The organism is Citrobacter telavivensis (assembly GCF_041807075.1).
GTDB classification, from domain to species: Bacteria; Pseudomonadota; Gammaproteobacteria; order Enterobacterales; family Enterobacteriaceae; genus Citrobacter_A; species Citrobacter_A telavivensis.
This window is the reverse complement of the sequence record NZ_JBGUBF010000003.1, coordinates 332290-347016: the sequence shown is the minus strand read 5'-3', so window position 1 is coordinate 347016 and position 14727 is coordinate 332290. Positions and strand designations below refer to the sequence as shown.

General features: G+C 59.2%; 17 protein-coding genes. All 17 read left to right on the top strand.

Going from position 1 to position 14727, the window contains the following annotated elements; translation table 11 throughout:
- Positions 1–45: 45 nt before the first annotated feature.
- The 17 genes from ACERJC_RS16315 to ACERJC_RS16235 are packed head-to-tail and all read left to right on the top strand — an operon-like array spanning position 46 to position 14726.
- Positions 46–1107 carry a methyltransferase gene (locus ACERJC_RS16315; RefSeq protein WP_373672078.1) on the top strand — a complete coding sequence of 354 codons (1062 nt, stop codon included), beginning with the start codon at positions 46–48 and terminating at the stop codon, positions 1105–1107.
- Positions 1108–1161: 54 nt separating this feature from the next.
- The gene (locus ACERJC_RS16310) at positions 1162–1884 is read left to right on the top strand and encodes a beta-ketoacyl synthase chain length factor (protein WP_373672077.1); all 723 of its coding nucleotides are present in this window, start codon (positions 1162–1164) and stop codon (positions 1882–1884) included.
- Positions 1863–2696 carry a lysophospholipid acyltransferase family protein gene (locus tag ACERJC_RS16305; RefSeq protein WP_371305785.1) on the top strand — a complete coding sequence of 278 codons (834 nt, stop codon included), beginning with the start codon at positions 1863–1865 and terminating at the stop codon, positions 2694–2696. Before ACERJC_RS16310 ends, ACERJC_RS16305 begins: the two co-directional genes overlap by 22 nt.
- Complete coding sequence (locus ACERJC_RS16300) at positions 2677–2934, top strand: phosphopantetheine-binding protein (RefSeq protein ID WP_042323054.1); 258 nt, start codon at positions 2677–2679, stop codon at positions 2932–2934. The genes ACERJC_RS16305 and ACERJC_RS16300 overlap by 20 nt, the downstream gene beginning before the upstream one ends.
- 12 nt (positions 2935–2946) lie before the next feature.
- The gene (locus ACERJC_RS16295) at positions 2947–3198 is read left to right on the top strand and encodes an acyl carrier protein (protein ID WP_042323056.1); all 252 of its coding nucleotides are present in this window, start codon (positions 2947–2949) and stop codon (positions 3196–3198) included.
- Positions 3199–3204: 6 nt separating this feature from the next.
- On the top strand, positions 3205–3777 hold the full coding sequence (locus ACERJC_RS16290) for a COG4648 family protein (RefSeq protein ID WP_373672076.1): 573 nt from the start codon (positions 3205–3207) through the stop codon (positions 3775–3777).
- The gene (locus tag ACERJC_RS16285) at positions 3774–5135 is read left to right on the top strand and encodes an AMP-binding protein (protein ID WP_286631870.1); all 1362 of its coding nucleotides are present in this window, start codon (positions 3774–3776) and stop codon (positions 5133–5135) included. The genes ACERJC_RS16290 and ACERJC_RS16285 overlap by 4 nt, the downstream gene beginning before the upstream one ends.
- The gene (locus tag ACERJC_RS16280; RefSeq protein ID WP_373672075.1) at positions 5122–5475 is read left to right on the top strand and encodes an ApeI family dehydratase; all 354 of its coding nucleotides are present in this window, start codon (positions 5122–5124) and stop codon (positions 5473–5475) included. The genes ACERJC_RS16285 and ACERJC_RS16280 overlap by 14 nt, the downstream gene beginning before the upstream one ends.
- A complete protein-coding gene (locus ACERJC_RS16275; RefSeq protein ID WP_371896300.1) occupies positions 5466–7157 on the top strand; it encodes a glycosyltransferase family 2 protein in 1692 nt (563 codons plus the stop codon). Before ACERJC_RS16280 ends, ACERJC_RS16275 begins: the two co-directional genes overlap by 10 nt.
- A gap of 3 nt (positions 7158–7160) precedes the next feature.
- Entirely contained in the window at positions 7161–7583 is a 423-nt protein-coding gene (locus ACERJC_RS16270) for an acyl-CoA thioesterase (protein ID WP_152400398.1), read from the top strand.
- Positions 7580–8185, top strand: a complete 606-nt coding sequence (locus ACERJC_RS16265; protein WP_200112895.1) for a LolA family protein — start codon at positions 7580–7582, stop codon at positions 8183–8185. Before ACERJC_RS16270 ends, ACERJC_RS16265 begins: the two co-directional genes overlap by 4 nt.
- Entirely contained in the window at positions 8154–10472 is a 2319-nt protein-coding gene (locus ACERJC_RS16260; RefSeq protein ID WP_286631878.1) for an MMPL family transporter, read from the top strand. Before ACERJC_RS16265 ends, ACERJC_RS16260 begins: the two co-directional genes overlap by 32 nt.
- On the top strand, positions 10469–11128 hold the full coding sequence (locus ACERJC_RS16255) for a DUF3261 domain-containing protein (protein ID WP_373672074.1): 660 nt from the start codon (positions 10469–10471) through the stop codon (positions 11126–11128). Before ACERJC_RS16260 ends, ACERJC_RS16255 begins: the two co-directional genes overlap by 4 nt.
- Before the next feature lies 1 nt (position 11129).
- Positions 11130–12299 (top strand): beta-ketoacyl-[acyl-carrier-protein] synthase family protein, encoded by a 1170-nt coding sequence (locus ACERJC_RS16250; protein WP_373672073.1) that lies wholly within the window; start codon positions 11130–11132, stop codon positions 12297–12299.
- Positions 12296–12772: a hotdog family protein gene (locus ACERJC_RS16245; protein WP_373672072.1), complete on the top strand. Its 477-nt coding sequence runs from the start codon at positions 12296–12298 to the stop codon at positions 12770–12772. Before ACERJC_RS16250 ends, ACERJC_RS16245 begins: the two co-directional genes overlap by 4 nt.
- Positions 12769–13500 carry a 3-ketoacyl-ACP reductase FabG2 gene (locus ACERJC_RS16240; protein WP_373672071.1) on the top strand — a complete coding sequence of 244 codons (732 nt, stop codon included), beginning with the start codon at positions 12769–12771 and terminating at the stop codon, positions 13498–13500. The genes ACERJC_RS16245 and ACERJC_RS16240 overlap by 4 nt, the downstream gene beginning before the upstream one ends.
- Positions 13497–14726 carry a beta-ketoacyl-ACP synthase gene (locus ACERJC_RS16235; protein WP_286631882.1) on the top strand — a complete coding sequence of 410 codons (1230 nt, stop codon included), beginning with the start codon at positions 13497–13499 and terminating at the stop codon, positions 14724–14726. Before ACERJC_RS16240 ends, ACERJC_RS16235 begins: the two co-directional genes overlap by 4 nt.
- Position 14727: the final 1 nt, after the last annotated feature.

The window sequence follows — 14727 nt, the reverse complement described above, 5'->3', positions numbered from 1 at the left end:
GCGGCCCGATAACCTTTTTCGTTTTCTTAACAGGTTGTACTCGCCATGTACGAACAGGACTCCCTCAGCGCACTGGATGCGATCACTGAAGCGCAGCGTATCGCCTTCGCCCCCATGCTGTTTCAAACCGCGCTTTGCCTGCGAAATGCAGATGTGCTGGCTTATCTTGACCGCCAGGGTAAACAGGGTGCAACGCTTGAAGAGATCGCCGAAAACAGTCACGTCAACGAATATGCGGTCAGCGTTCTGCTGGATATGGGATTAAGCGGACGCATCATCACCCGTCAAGCGGGACGCTATTATCTGGCGAAAATCGGACATTTCCTTTTGCATGACACCATGACACGCGTGAATATGGATTTCACCCACGACGTCTGTTATCAGGGATTATTCTTTTTAGAAAATGCGCTGAAAGAAGGAAAACCGTCCGGGTTAAAAGTATTTGGCGACTGGCCAACCATTTACCCGGCATTGTCACAATTACCACCGTCCGCGCGTGAAAGCTGGTTCGCCTTCGATCATTACTATTCTGACGGTGCGTTTGATGCAGCATTACCGCATGTATTCGCCAGTTGTCCTGCAACCCTGTACGATGTAGGCGGAAATACGGGTAAATGGGCAATACGCTGTAGCCAGTTCGACGAAAATATCGCGGTGACGCTATTAGATTTGCCACAACAAATTGCACTTGCCCGCGAAAATATCGAAAATGCAGGATTATCTGATCGCATCGATTTTCATGCGGTGGATATGCTTGGCGATGCGCCTTTACCCACAGAGGCCGATATCTGGTGGATGAGTCAATTTCTTGACTGTTTTTCACCGGAGCAAATTGTCGCCATGCTCAGCAAGGTTGCCCGTGTGATGAAGCCCGGTGCAAGGCTGTGCATTATGGAGCTGTTCTGGGATGCGCAGCGCTTTGAAGCCGCCTCATTCAGTCTGAATGCGTCTTCGCTTTACTTTACCTGCATGGCGAACGGCAACAGCCGTTTCTACAGCGCAGAGAAATTTTATGGCTATCTGGACAAGGCAGGGTTCCAGGTGGAAGCACGCCACGATAATTTAGGCGTTGGACATACTTTACTGATATGTCAGAAGAAAAAATAACAAAGTAGCATCAGAACGCTACTGGAATCACCGGTATACCGCGGACGCGCGTTGATGAAATTCTCACTAAACATTACCGACTGGCGGGCGATGGCGCCAGGTCTGGGCGAATCAATACAGTGGTTGCAATGGTCACGGCATCCGCACGCCATCGATCCGGCGGCGGCACAGGGAAAGCTGCGTGAACTGCCAATGATGACCGCCCGTCGTCTTAGCTCCGGCAGTAAACTGGCCGTCGAGTGCGGGCTGGCGATGCTGCGCCGCCACGATATCGATGCGGTGCTGTACACCAGTCGGCACGGTGAACTTGAACGTAACTACCGCATTCTGCATGCGCTGGCGACCGAACAGGCGCTCTCACCGACCGATTTCGCGTTGTCAGTACACAATTCAGCGGTGGGCAACCTGACTATCGCGGCCAAACACCCCATCGTCTCGTCATCGCTTTCCGCCGGGCGCGATACCTTCCAGCAGGGGTTATGTGAAGTCATCTGCCTGCTACAGGCGGGTTATCAGCGCGTGTTGATGGTCGACTTCGACGGTTTTCTTCCCGAGTTCTACCACCCGCGACTCCCGGAAAATATGCCAACCTGGCCGTACGCCACCGCACTGGTCTGCGAAGCAGGTAACGACTGGGTGTGTGAGAGCGAACCGGTTCAGGCAGGCGCTGAAACCACGCTCCCGCAAAGCCTGCTGTTTTTACAGCACTATTTACTGAATGCCGAGGCGTTTACCCTCCCCGGCGAGCGCGTGCAGTGGCACTGGAGTCGGACATGAAAGGGGTCATCTCCTCGTTGAACCGACTCTGGCGGATCGCCATGACCGGCTTCTGCTTCGCCCTCTTCGGACTCGGCGGACTGCTGCTTTCGGTCGTCTGGTTTAACGTTTTGTTAGTTTTCGTATGGGACAACGCCCGCCGCCGCCGCATTGCCCGGCGCAGTATCGCCGCCAGTTTCCGTCTCTTTTTAACGGTGACCCGCGTGCTGGGCGTGCTGGATTATCAGATGAAAGGGGTGGATATTTTGCGCCAGGAACGCGGATGTCTGGTGGTCGCGAATCACCCCACCCTGATCGATTATGTCCTGCTGGCGTCGGTGATGCCCGAAACAGATTGTCTGGTGAAAAGCGCGCTGCTGAAGAACCCATTTCTCAGCGGCGTGGTGCGCGCCGCGGATTATCTGGTGAACAGCCAGGCGGACGCCCTGTTACCGGCCAGTCAGCAACGACTGGCGCAGGGCGATACGATTTTGATTTTCCCCGAAGGCACCCGCACCCGTCCGGGCGAAGCCATGACGCTGCAACGCGGCGCGGCGAATATCGCCGTGCGCTGCGGCAGCGATATTCGCGTAGTGACCATCCATTGCAGCCAGCGCATGCTGGATAAAGAAAGCAAATGGTATCAGGTGCCGCCAACTAAACCGCTGTTTACCGTCGAGGTACGCGAGCGGGTGAAGCTCGACCACTTTTACGACGCAAATTTACAAGAACCGGCGCTGGCGGCAAGACAGCTAAACCGGCATCTTTTGCTTCAATTACAACCAGGTACGTTACCTCTCTCAGGAATTAATGATGCAAGCGCTTTATCTTGAAATTAAAAATCTCATCATAACCACATTGAATCTGGACGAACTGTCGACAGACGACATTGAAACCGAGGCGGCGCTGTTTGGCGACGGCCTGGGACTGGACTCAATTGATGCCCTGGAACTGGGACTGGCGGTAAAAAATCAGTACGGCGTGGTGCTTTCTGCGGAAAGCGAAGAGATGCGTCAGCACTTCTTCTCCGTCGCCACGCTGGCATCGTTCATTAATGCGCAACGTGCCTGAGGAGAGTCCGCTATGACCGATCAACACGCCATCTATGACGAAGTCTCTGCGCTGCTGGTTAAGCTGTTTGAGATAGATCCACAGGACATTAAACCTGAGGCGCGTCTGTACGAAGATCTGGAGCTGGACAGCATCGATGCGGTCGACATGATCGTCCATCTGCAAAAAAAGACCGGTAAGAAGATCAAACCGGAAGAGTTCAAAGCCGTACGCACCGTGCAGGATGTCGTTGACGCGGTAGAACGCCTGCTTAAAGAAGCCTGATTCGTCGTGTCGGGCGTTCGCACATTGCCTGTGCTGACAGGCGTGCTGTTACTCGCCTGGCCTTTCCTGATTTGGTTTGGCCTGGCGCATCACAGCCTGCAGTGGTTACTGCCGCTGATGGCGCTGCTGCTGTTCTTACGCTTTCGCCAGACCCGGCGACAGGCGGGACCGCTGCGCGTGGTCACCCAGGTGGTGGCGGCGGTGGGTATCACGCTGTGCATCGCCAGTTACCTGCTTAAAACCCATCAGCTTCTGCTGTTTTATCCGGTGGTGGTGAACACCGTCATGCTCGCCGTTTTTGGCGGCTCGCTCTGGTCTTCCATGCCCATAGTGGAACGACTGGCACGATTGCGCGATCCCCAACTCCCGGATGCGGCGGTGCGTTACACCCGCCGGGTGACGCAGATCTGGTGCGCCTTTTTTATCTTCAATGGCGGCGTGGCGCTGTTTACCGCTCTCCATGGCGATATGGCGATGTGGACCGCGTGGAATGGCATGATTGCCTACCTGCTGATGGGCCTGCTCATGGGCAGCGAATGGCTGATACGCCGTCGGATGATTAATCGAGATTTGCAATGAAGCAGACCCTGACGCTTGCCGAATGGCTCACCTCCCCTCGTCCGGCGAACACGCCCATCGCCTGGCTGGACGAACGCCACTGGACGCTCGGTCACTTGCGCCACGATGTCGCACGGTTGATGGCGCACCTGCAACAGCAGGAAGGCAGTCGCTGGGCACTCTGTTTTGAAAACAGCTATCTGTTTATCGTTGCGCTGCTGGCCACCCTGCATGCGGGGAAAACGCCCGTGATTCCAGGGCATAACCGCGTCTCTTTGCTGGACGAGCAGCGGGCGTTGTTTGACGGTGTGCTGAGCGATAAAACGCTCGGCTGGCAGGGGCCGCTGTGGGTTGTCAGCTCAGCCATGACGCTCAGCGACGAGGCGTTTATCTTCCCGCCCCTGCGCCATGATGCGTTTATCGAGCTGTTTACCTCGGGCTCGACCGGGCAGCCGAAACGTATCGTTAAACCCGTTGACCGTCTGGACCATGAAGCCGAACTGTTGGCAGCGCGCTTTGCCGACCGCCTGGCAGGCTGCCGGATAGTGGCCTCGGTTGTGCCACAGCATCTGTACGGTCTGACGTTCCGCATTTTCCTGCCGATGGCGCTGGGCCTGCCGCTGCATGCGGCCATGCTTTACTATGCGGAGCAACTGGCCGCGCTGGGCCACGAACATCGCTATGTGTTTATCAGCAGTCCGGCGTTTTTAAAACGCCTCGACCACCAGCTTCCTGCGCCGTCGGTGGACATGATCCTCTCGGCAGGCGGCATGTTGCCGTGGCAGGACGTGACGCAGACCGCCGCCTGGCTGAACGTCTGGCCGGATGAGATCTACGGCAGCACCGAGACCGGCATTCTGGCCTGGCGCTATCGTCAACAAGAGAATGTCACCTGGCTGCCCTTCCCCGGCGTGTCATTTACCGCAGAAGATGAAGCATTTCGCGTCTTCTCTCCGCTGATCGCCGACGCTAACGGTCTGCTGCTTGACGATATCCTGCAGTTTGAGCCAAACGGCCAGTTCCGCCTGATGGGACGCCGTGGGCGGGTGGTCAAAATTGAAGAGAAACGCATTTCGCTCAGCGAAGTTGAGCAACGCCTGCTGGAGCTGGAGGGCATCCGCGACGTCGCCGCCCTGCCGATCGCGCGTGGCGGTCGCCAGGGGGTGGGCGTACTGCTGGTCCTGAATGACGAGGCGCGCCAGCGCTGGCAGAACAGCGGCGGAAAAACCCAGGAGCTGACGTGGCGACGGGCGCTGCTGCCGTGGCTGGAGCCGGTCGCCGTACCGCGTTACTGGCGGGTCATCGACGAAATCCCGGTCAACAGTATGAATAAGCGTGTCTATGCGCAATTACAGGAGTTGTTTCATGATACCCCATGAAATTGAGCGCCATCAGGCACAGCCCCAACAGATTGAGGTCGTCCTGCATCTTGATCCTTCCCTTTTCTGGTTCAGCGGCCATTTTGCCGTGCAGCCGCTGCTGCCGGGCGTCGCGCAGATGGACTGGGTGATACACTATGCCACCACCCTGCTCGCCCCCGGCTGGCGTTTTCACAGCATTCAGAACGTGAAGTTCCAGGCACCGCTGCTGCCGGAAAACACCGTCACGTTAACCCTGAGCTGGCAGGAAGCACGTCAGATCCTGACGTTCAGCTATCAGCGCCACGATGGCGACGCGCGCCATACCGCCAGCAGCGGGAAGATCCGGCTATGTCGTTGACCTTGTCCCCCTGCGTGCTGATCCCCTGCTACAACCACGGCGCGATGATGTCGCGCGTGCTGGCGCGTCTGCAGCCGTTTAATCTGCCGTGTATTGTGGTGGACGACGGCAGCGACGCGGCTACGCAGCAGGAACTGGACAGGCTCGCCGCAGGCACCGCAAACCTGACCTTAATTCGTCTGGCGGAAAACGCCGGCAAGGGCGCGGCGGTGATCCGCGGATTAGAGGCGGCCGCAGAGGCCGGATTTACCCATGCCGTCCAGGTCGACGCCGACGGTCAACATGCGATTGAAGACATTCCAAAGCTGCTGGAACTGGCACAGGCGCACCCCGCCGCGCTGATCTCCGGACAGCCGATTTACGATGATTCCATTCCCCGTTCGCGCCTGTACGGACGCTGGATAACCCACGTCTGGGTGTGGATTGAAACCCTTTCGCTGCAACTGAAAGACAGCATGTGCGGCTTTCGCGTCTACCCGGTCAGCCCCACGCGCCAACTGGCGCAGCGGGTCACGCTTGGCAAGCGGATGGATTTCGACACCGAAGTGATGGTGCGTCTCTGGTGGCAGGGCACCCCCAGCTATTTTGTCCCGACCCGCGTGACGTATCCGCCGGATGGGCTGTCGCATTTCGATGCCTTCAAAGATAACTGTCGTATTTCACTGATGCACACGCGCCTGTTCTTCGGCATGTTGCCCCGCATCCCGTCGCTGCTGTTGCGTCGAGCGTCACCGCACTGGGCGCGGCAGCAGGAAGTGAAAGGGCTATGGGGAATGCGTCTGATGCTGTGGGTATGGCGTCTGCTGGGGCGTAGGGCGTTCACGCTGCTGCTCTGGCCTGTTGTCGGCGTGTACTGGCTGACCGCAGCCCCCGCGCGCCGCGCTTCACAGAACTGGATCGCCCGCGTGCGTGCGCAGTTGACCGCGCACCAGAGACCCGTGCCGGCTAACCTCACCAGCTATCAACACTTCCTGCGCTTCGGCAACGCGATGCTCGATAAAATCGCCAGTTGGCGCGGTGAGCTGCATTTTGGCCGCGACGTGGTATTTGCGCCTGGGGCAGAAGCCGCGCTGAACGTCAGCGATCCCCGCGGTAAACTGCTGCTGGCCTCGCACCTGGGCGATGTTGAAGCCTGCCGCGCGCTGGCGCAGTTGCAGGGCAGCAAAACCATCAACGCGCTGGTATTCAGCGATAACGCCCGGCGCTTTAAGCAGATTATGGAAGAAATGGCGCCGCAGGCCGGACTCAACCTGATGCCGGTGACCGACATCGGCCCGGACACCGCCATTGCGCTCAAAGAGAAGCTGGAGCGTGGAGAATGGATTGCCATCGTCGGCGACCGCATCGCGGTGAATCCGCAGCGCGGCGGCGAATGGCGCGTCTGCTGGAGCCGTTTTATGGGGCAAGCCGCCCCGTTCCCACAGGGGCCGTTTATCCTCGCCTCGATTTTGCGCTGCCCGGTGGATCTCCTCTTTGCTCTACGCCAGCAGGAGAAGCTGTGCATTCACTGCGAGCCATTCGCCGACCCGCTGGTATTGCCGCGCGCCGACCGCCAACAGGCGCTACAGCAGACCATCGACCGCTATGCCGAACGCCTTGAGCACTACGCGCTACAGTCGCCGCTCGACTGGTTTAACTTTTTCGATTTCTGGCAGTTGCCGGAACCCAAAAACAAGGAGTAAAGGGTGCTGAACGATCCCCGCTTTACGGCTGAAGTCGAGCTGACCATTCCGTTTCACGACGTCGATATGATGGGCGTGGCGTGGCACGGCAACTATTTCCGTTACTTCGAGATCGCCCGCGAAGCGCTGCTTAACCAGTTCGACTACGGCTATCGCCAGATGAAAGCCTCCGGCTACCTGTGGCCGGTGGTGGATACCCGCGTCAAATACCGCAATCCGTTGACCTTTGAGCAGCGCATTCGCGTACGCGCACGCCTGGAAGAGTTCGAAAACCGCCTGCGCATTGGCTATGAAATTTTCGACGCCGAAAGCGGGAAACGCGCGACCACGGGGTACACCATTCAGGTCGCAGTGGAAGAGAAAAGCCGCGAGATGTGCTTCGTCTGCCCGGACATACTGTTTGAACGCATGGGGGTGATGCCATGAGGTTTCTGCCGCTGCTGGCGCTGCTCATTAGCCCGTTCGTCAGCGCCCTGACGCTTGACGAGTTGCAACAGCGCTTTACCGAACAGCCGGTGATCCGCGCACATTTCGATCAAACCCGGACGATTAAGGATCTGCCGCAGCCGTTGCGATCCGCGGGAACGATGTTGATCGCCCGCGACCAGGGACTGTTGTGGGATCAGACCCGGCCGTTCCCGATGCAGCTGCTGCTGGACGATACGCGAATGGTACAGGCCATCAACGGTCAGCCGCCACAGACCATCACCGCCGACAACAACCCGCAGATGTTCCAGTTTAACCACCTGCTGCGCGGGCTGTTTCAGGCCGACCGCAAGGTGCTGGAGCAAAACTTCCGCGTGGAATTTGCTGACAGCGGAGAAGGCCGCTGGACCCTGCGCCTGACGCCGATCACCACGCCGCTGGATAAGATCTTTGCCACGATCGATTTGGCAGGGAAAACGTATCTGGAACGCATTGAGCTGAACGACAAACAGGGCGACCGCACCGATATCGCACTTTCTCAACACCAACTGACGCCTGCGCAACTGACCGATGACGAACGCCAACGCTTTGCCGCACAGTAAACGCCCCGCGCTGTTATGGGGAATCGCCTGCATTATGATGCTGGGCGTGTTGCTGATGTTGCTGCCTCAGGCGCGGCTCAATAGCAGCGTACTGGCGATGCTGCCAAAACAGGCGCTGGGGGCGATTCCCCCGAGCCTGAATGACGGCTTTATGCAGCGTCTTGACCGTCAACTGGTCTGGCTGGTCAGTCCCGGCAAAAAGGCCGATCCGACGATCGCCCGCGACTGGCTGGCGATGCTGCAACAGTCACAGGCATTGGCAGAGGTGAAAGGCCCGATGGATGCCGACAGCCAACAGGCGTGGGGCGCGTTCTTCTGGCAGCATCGCAACGGCCTGATCGACCCGCAGACCCGTGCCCGTTTGCAAAACGGCGGCGAGGCGCAGGCGCAATGGATTCTTTCTCAGCTCTATTCCGCGTTTTCCGGCGTCAGCGGTAAAGAACTCCAAAACGACCCGCTGATGCTCATGCGCGGCTCACAGCTGGCGATGGCCGAAAACGGTCAACGTCTGCGGCTGATGGACGGCTGGTTAGTCGCGCAGGACAGCCAGGGAAACTACTGGTATCTGCTGCATGGCGAACTGGCCGGTTCATCGTTCGATATGCAACAGACGCATCATCTGGTGACCACGCTCGGCACGCTTGAAGGGGAGCTGAAAGCGCGCTATCCGCAGGCGCAGTTGCTGTCGCGAGGAACGGTATTCTACAGCGATTACGCCAGCCAGCAGGCAAAGCAGGATGTTTCCACGCTCGGTGTGGCGACGGTGCTGGGCGTGCTGCTACTGATTGTCGCGGTGTTCCGTTCGCTGCGTCCGCTGCTGCTGTGTCTGCTGTCGATTGCCGTGGGCGCGCTGGCGGGAACCGTCGTCACGCTGCTTACCTTCGGTGAACTGCATCTGATGACGCTGGTGATGAGCATGAGCATCATTGGCATCTCCGCCGACTACACTCTGTACTACCTGACCGAACGGATGGTACACGGCGCTGAAACCTCGCCCTGGGAAAGCCTGGCGAAAGTGCGTAACGCGCTGTTGCTGGCGCTGCTGACCACCGTCGCGGCGTACCTGATTATGATGCTCGCCCCCTTCCCCGGCATTCGCCAGATGGCGGTGTTTGCGGCCGTGGGGCTGAGCGCCTCCTGCCTGACCGTGATTTTCTGGCACCCGTGGCTGTGCCGTGGGCTACCGGTGCGCCCGGTTCCGGCGATGGTGTTGATGCTGCGCTGGCTTGCCGCCTGGCGACGCAATAAAAAACTCTCCGTGGGTCTGCCGGTGGCACTCGCGCTTTTCGCGCTGGCCGGGCTGGCGACCCTGCGTGTGGACGACGATATCTCGCAGTTGCAGGCGCTACCGCAGCACATTCTGGCACAGGAAAAGACTATTACCGCGCTGACCGGACAGAGCGTCGATCAGAAGTGGTTTGTGGTGTACGGCGACTCCGCGCAGCAGACGCTGGAACGGCTGGAGGCCTTTGTCCCGGCGCTGGTACAGGCGAAAAAAGAGGGGCTGCTCAGCGGCTATCGCACGATCCCGCTGAATTCACTGCCCCGTCAGCAGCAGGATCTCATCTTGCTGAGAAACGCCGCGCCCGCCGTCACTCACGCCCTGAACAACGCCGGACTGACGACGGTCAACCCCGATCTCACCCCTATGCCCGTCACCGTCGATGCCTGGCTTGCCAGCCCGGCCAGCGAAGGCTGGCGACTGCTGTGGCTGAGCCTGGCCGACGGCGAAAGCGGTGTACTGGTGCCGGTAGACGGCGTCAAACAAAGCGCCGCGCTCAACGCGCTCAGCGAGAAATACCCCGGCGTCGCATGGGTGGATCGCAAAAGTACCTTTGACGCACTGTTTGCGCTGTACCGTAACGTGCTGACCGGCCTGCTGTTTGTCGCGCTGGCGGTGATTGCCTGCGGCGCGATCGCCCGGTTGGGCTGGCGCAGAGGCGTCGTTAGCCTCGTGCCGTCGGTACTGTCTTTGGGCTGTGGCCTGGCGGTACTGTCATTGAGCGGTCATGCGGTCAATCTGTTCTCGCTGCTGGCGCTGGTACTGGTGCTGGGAATCGGTATTAACTACACGCTGTTTTTCAGTAATCCGCGCGGAACGCCGTTGACCTCCCTGTTAGCCATCTCGCTGGCAATGATGACCACGCTGCTGACGCTCGGCATGCTGGTCTTTAGCGCCACCCAGGCGATCAGCAGTTTTGGCATTGTGCTGGTTAGCGGCATTTTCACCGCGTTCCTGCTTTCCCCTCTGGCGATGCCGACGAAAAAAGAGAAAAAACGAAAATGATGAAACGTATTTTTGCCGGATGGCGGCTGCGCCTTATCCGGCCTACCTGGTCAACAAGTTGGCGTAGGCCCGATAAGCGTTGCGCCATCGGGCAATTAGCACTGTGCCTCTTCGCGCTGATCCTCACCGGCTGCAGCCATTCGCAGAAGGCGCAAGAAGGCCGACCCCAGGCATGGCTGGAGCCGGGCACGCGGGTGACGCTGCCTGCGCCGGGCATTTCTCCGGCAGTGAACGCTCAGCAATTGCTCACCGGCAGCTTTAACGGCAAAACGCAGTCGCTGCTGGTGATGCTGAATGCTGATGACAAAAAGATCGCGCTGGCGGGGCTGTCGTCGGTCGGCATTCGTCTGTTCCTCGTGACCTACGATGACAAAGGGCTGCACACCGAGCAGTCCATCGTGGTTCCACAACTGCCGCCCGCCAGTCAGGTGCTGGCAGACGTCATGCTCAGCCACTGGCCCATTAGCGCCTGGCAGCCGCAGTTGCCGAAAGGCTGGACGCTGACGGACAGCGGCGACACGCGTGAACTGCGTAATGCCCGTGGCAAGCTGGTGACAGAAATCACCTACCTGAACCGCAAAGGCAAGCGCGAGCCTATCAGCATCGAACAGCATGTCTTTAAATACCACATCACCATTCAATACCTGGGTGACTGATATGATTTACATTTCTGCGGTGGGCATGATTAACGCGCTGGGCAACGATACCGATGAGATTGCCGCCAACCTGTCGCGCGGCGTGGCGCCCGGTATGCGCCCGCGCGCCGGCTGGTTACAGGGGCATCCTCACGCGGTGCTCGCTGGCGTGGACGGCGAACTGCCCGCCATTCCCGACGACTTTAGCGCCCATCGTTCGCGCAACAATCAGCTGCTGCTGGCCGCGCTCGGGCAGATCCAACCGCAGGTTGATGAGGCCATTGCGCGCTATGGTCACAGTCGCGTTGCGGTGGTGCTCGGCACCAGCACTTCCGGTCTGGACGAAGGCGACAGGCACGTTAATCTGACGCTGAACGGTGAAGAGAGCCGTCACTGGCAGTATCCGCAACAGGAGCTGGGCGACCCGTCGCGCTTTCTCAGCCACTGGCTAAGGCTGGACGGTCCGGCATTCACCCTTTCCACCGCCTGCTCCTCCAGCGCCCGCGCGATTATCAGCGGACGCCGCTTGATTGAGTCGGGTCTGGCAGACGTCGCCATCGTCGGCGGCGCAGATACCCTGAGTCGGATGCCGATCAACGGCTTCCATAGTCTGGAATCGCTCTCGCCCACGCGCTGTCTGCCATTTGGTCGCGACCGCAGCGGTATTACCATTGGCGAAGGCGCGGCGCTGATGCTGCTGACCCGCGAGCCGCAGCCCATCGCGCTGCTCGGCGTGGGAGAATCCAGCGACGCGCACCATATTTCTGCCCCGCATCCGGAAGGCGAAGGCGCCATTCGCGCCATCCAGCAGGCGCTGAACGATGCGGGTATCACGCCTGAACAGGTGGGCTACATCAATCTGCATGGCACCGCCACGCCGCTTAACGACCAGATTGAATCAAAGGTGGTCAACGCGCTGTTTGGAGAGCGTGTCCCGTGCAGCTCAACCAAACACCTGACCGGCCACACGCTGGGCGCGGCGGGGGTAACCGAAGCGGCGCTCAGCATGTTGATTCTGCAGCGTGACTTACCGCTGCCAGCGCAGGATTTCAGCCTGTCGCCGCGCGATCCGACGCTGCCGCCCTGCGGCATCATCGAGCAACCGCAACCGCTTGAACGCCCGTTTATCTTGTCAAATTCGTTCGCCTTTGGCGGCAATAACGCCAGTATTCTGCTCGGGAGAATGTCATGAGCCACTATTTATCGCCCGGCGAATACCTGCCGCACGACGCCCCCATGCTGCTGCTGGACAACGTTGTCAGCGTGCGCGAAGACACCGCCGTCTGTCGCGTCATTGTGACGAGAGACGGTATTCTGGCACCATTTCTTGACCCGCAGGGGAATTTACCCGGCTGGTTCGCGCTGGAGCTGATGGCGCAGACCGTCGGCGTCTGGTCCGGCTGGCACCGCCACCAGCAGGGTCAGGGGGCGATTTCGCTCGGGATGGTGCTCGGCGCGCGCGAATTGATTTGCGCGGCAGGCGTTCTGCCCGCAGGACGAACATTAACGATTACCGTCAAGTTGCTGATGCAGGACGAACGTTTCGGCAGCTTTGAATGCGCAATTACCGCCGACCTGGAGACGCTGGCGACAGGCCGCGTCAATACCTTCCAGCCGTCGGCAGAAGAACTTCACTCTCTATTTCAACAAGGAGCGTCCGCATGAGTCGTTCAGTTTTGGTTACCGGCGCCAGCAAGGGGATCGGTCGCGCTATCGCCCGCCAGTTGGCTGCGGACGGCTTTGTGGTCGGCGTCCACTATCACCGTGATGCGCAGGGCGCGCAGGAGACGTTGGATGCCATTCTCGCCGTCGGCGGCGCAGGGCGTTTGCTCAGTTTCGACGTGGCGAACCGCGAGCAGTGTCGCGAGGTACTGGAGCAGGATATCGAGGAACATGGCGCGTGGTACGGCGTGGTCAGCAATGCAGGCGTGACCCGCGATGCCGCCTTCCCGGCGCTGAGCGACAGCGACTGGGACACGGTTATCCATACCAACCTCGACAGTTTTTATAACGTCATTCAGCCGTGCATCATGCCGATGATCGGCGCGCGTCAGGGCGGTCGAGTCATCACCCTGTCGTCGGTGTCCGGCGTGATGGGCAATCGTGGGCAGGTGAACTACAGTGCCGCCAAAGCCGGGATTATCGGTGCCACTAAAGCGCTGGCGATGGAACTCGCGAAACGCAAAATTACCGTCAACTGCATCGCGCCGGGGCTTATCGACACCGGCATGATCGAAATGGAAGAGACCGCGCTGAAAGAAGCGATGGCGATGATCCCAATGAAACGCATGGGTCAGGCGGACGAAGTCGCCGGGCTTGCCAGCTATTTGATGTCGGACGTGGCGGGCTACGTCACCCGTCAGGTGATTTCCATCAATGGAGGGATGTTATGACGCGTCGCGTGGTGATTACGGGCATGGGTGGCGTCACCGCCTTTGGGGAAAACTGGCAGGACGTTTCCGCCAGACTGCGGGCCTATGAAAACGCCGTGCGCAAAATGCCGGAATGGCAGGTTTATGACGGGCTGCATACCCTGCTGGGTGCGCCAATCGATGACTTTACGCTGCCGGAGCATTACACCCGTAAGCGTATTCGCGCGATGGGTCGCGTGTCGTTGATGTCTACCCGCGCCACCGAACTGGCGCTCGAACAGGCAGGGCTGCTCGGCGATGAGGTACTCACCAACGGGGAGACCGGTATCGCGTATGGTTCATCCACCGGCAGCACCGGCCCGGTGAGCGAATTTGCCACCATGCTGACCGAAAAGCACACCAATAACATCACCGGCACCACCTATGTGCAGATGATGCCGCACACCACCGCCGTCAACACCGGACTGTTTTTCGGCCTGCGCGGGCGCGTGATCCCAACGTCCAGCGCCTGTACGTCCGGCAGCCAGGCCATTGGCTATGCATGGGAAGCGATTCGCCACGGTTATCAAACCGTGATGGTGGCAGGCGGCGCGGAAGAACTGTGTCCGTCAGAAGCCGCGGTCTTTGATACCCTGTTCGCCACCAGCCAGCGTAACGAACAACCCAAAACTACGCCGTCGCCGTTCGATGAACAGCGCGATGGGCTAGTGATTGGCGAAGGCGCCGGGACGCTGATCCTTGAAGAACTTGAGCACGCCAAAGCGCGCGGCGCAACGATTTACGGCGAAATCATCGGCTTTGCCACCAACTGCGACGCCGCGCATATCACCCAGCCACAGCGGGAAACCATGCAGATTTGCATGGAGCAGTCGCTAAAAATGGCGGGGTTAAGCGCGCTGGATATGGGTTATATTTCCGCGCACGGTACGGCAACCGATCGTGGCGATATTGCGGAAAGTCAGGCAACCGCCGCAATTTATGGCGATAATGTGCCAATCTCCTCGCTGAAAAGTTATTTTGGGCATACCCTTGGTGCCTGTGGCGCGCTGGAAGCCTGGATGAGCTTACAAATGATGCGTGAAGGCTGGTTTGCGCCTACGCTAAACTTAAAACAGCCCGACGCCAACTGCGGCGCGCTGGATTACATTATGGGTGAAGCCCGTAAGATTGATTGTGAATTCTTACAGAGCAACAATTTTGCGTTTGGCGGCATCAATACGTCCATCATCATCAAACGTTGGTCCTGAC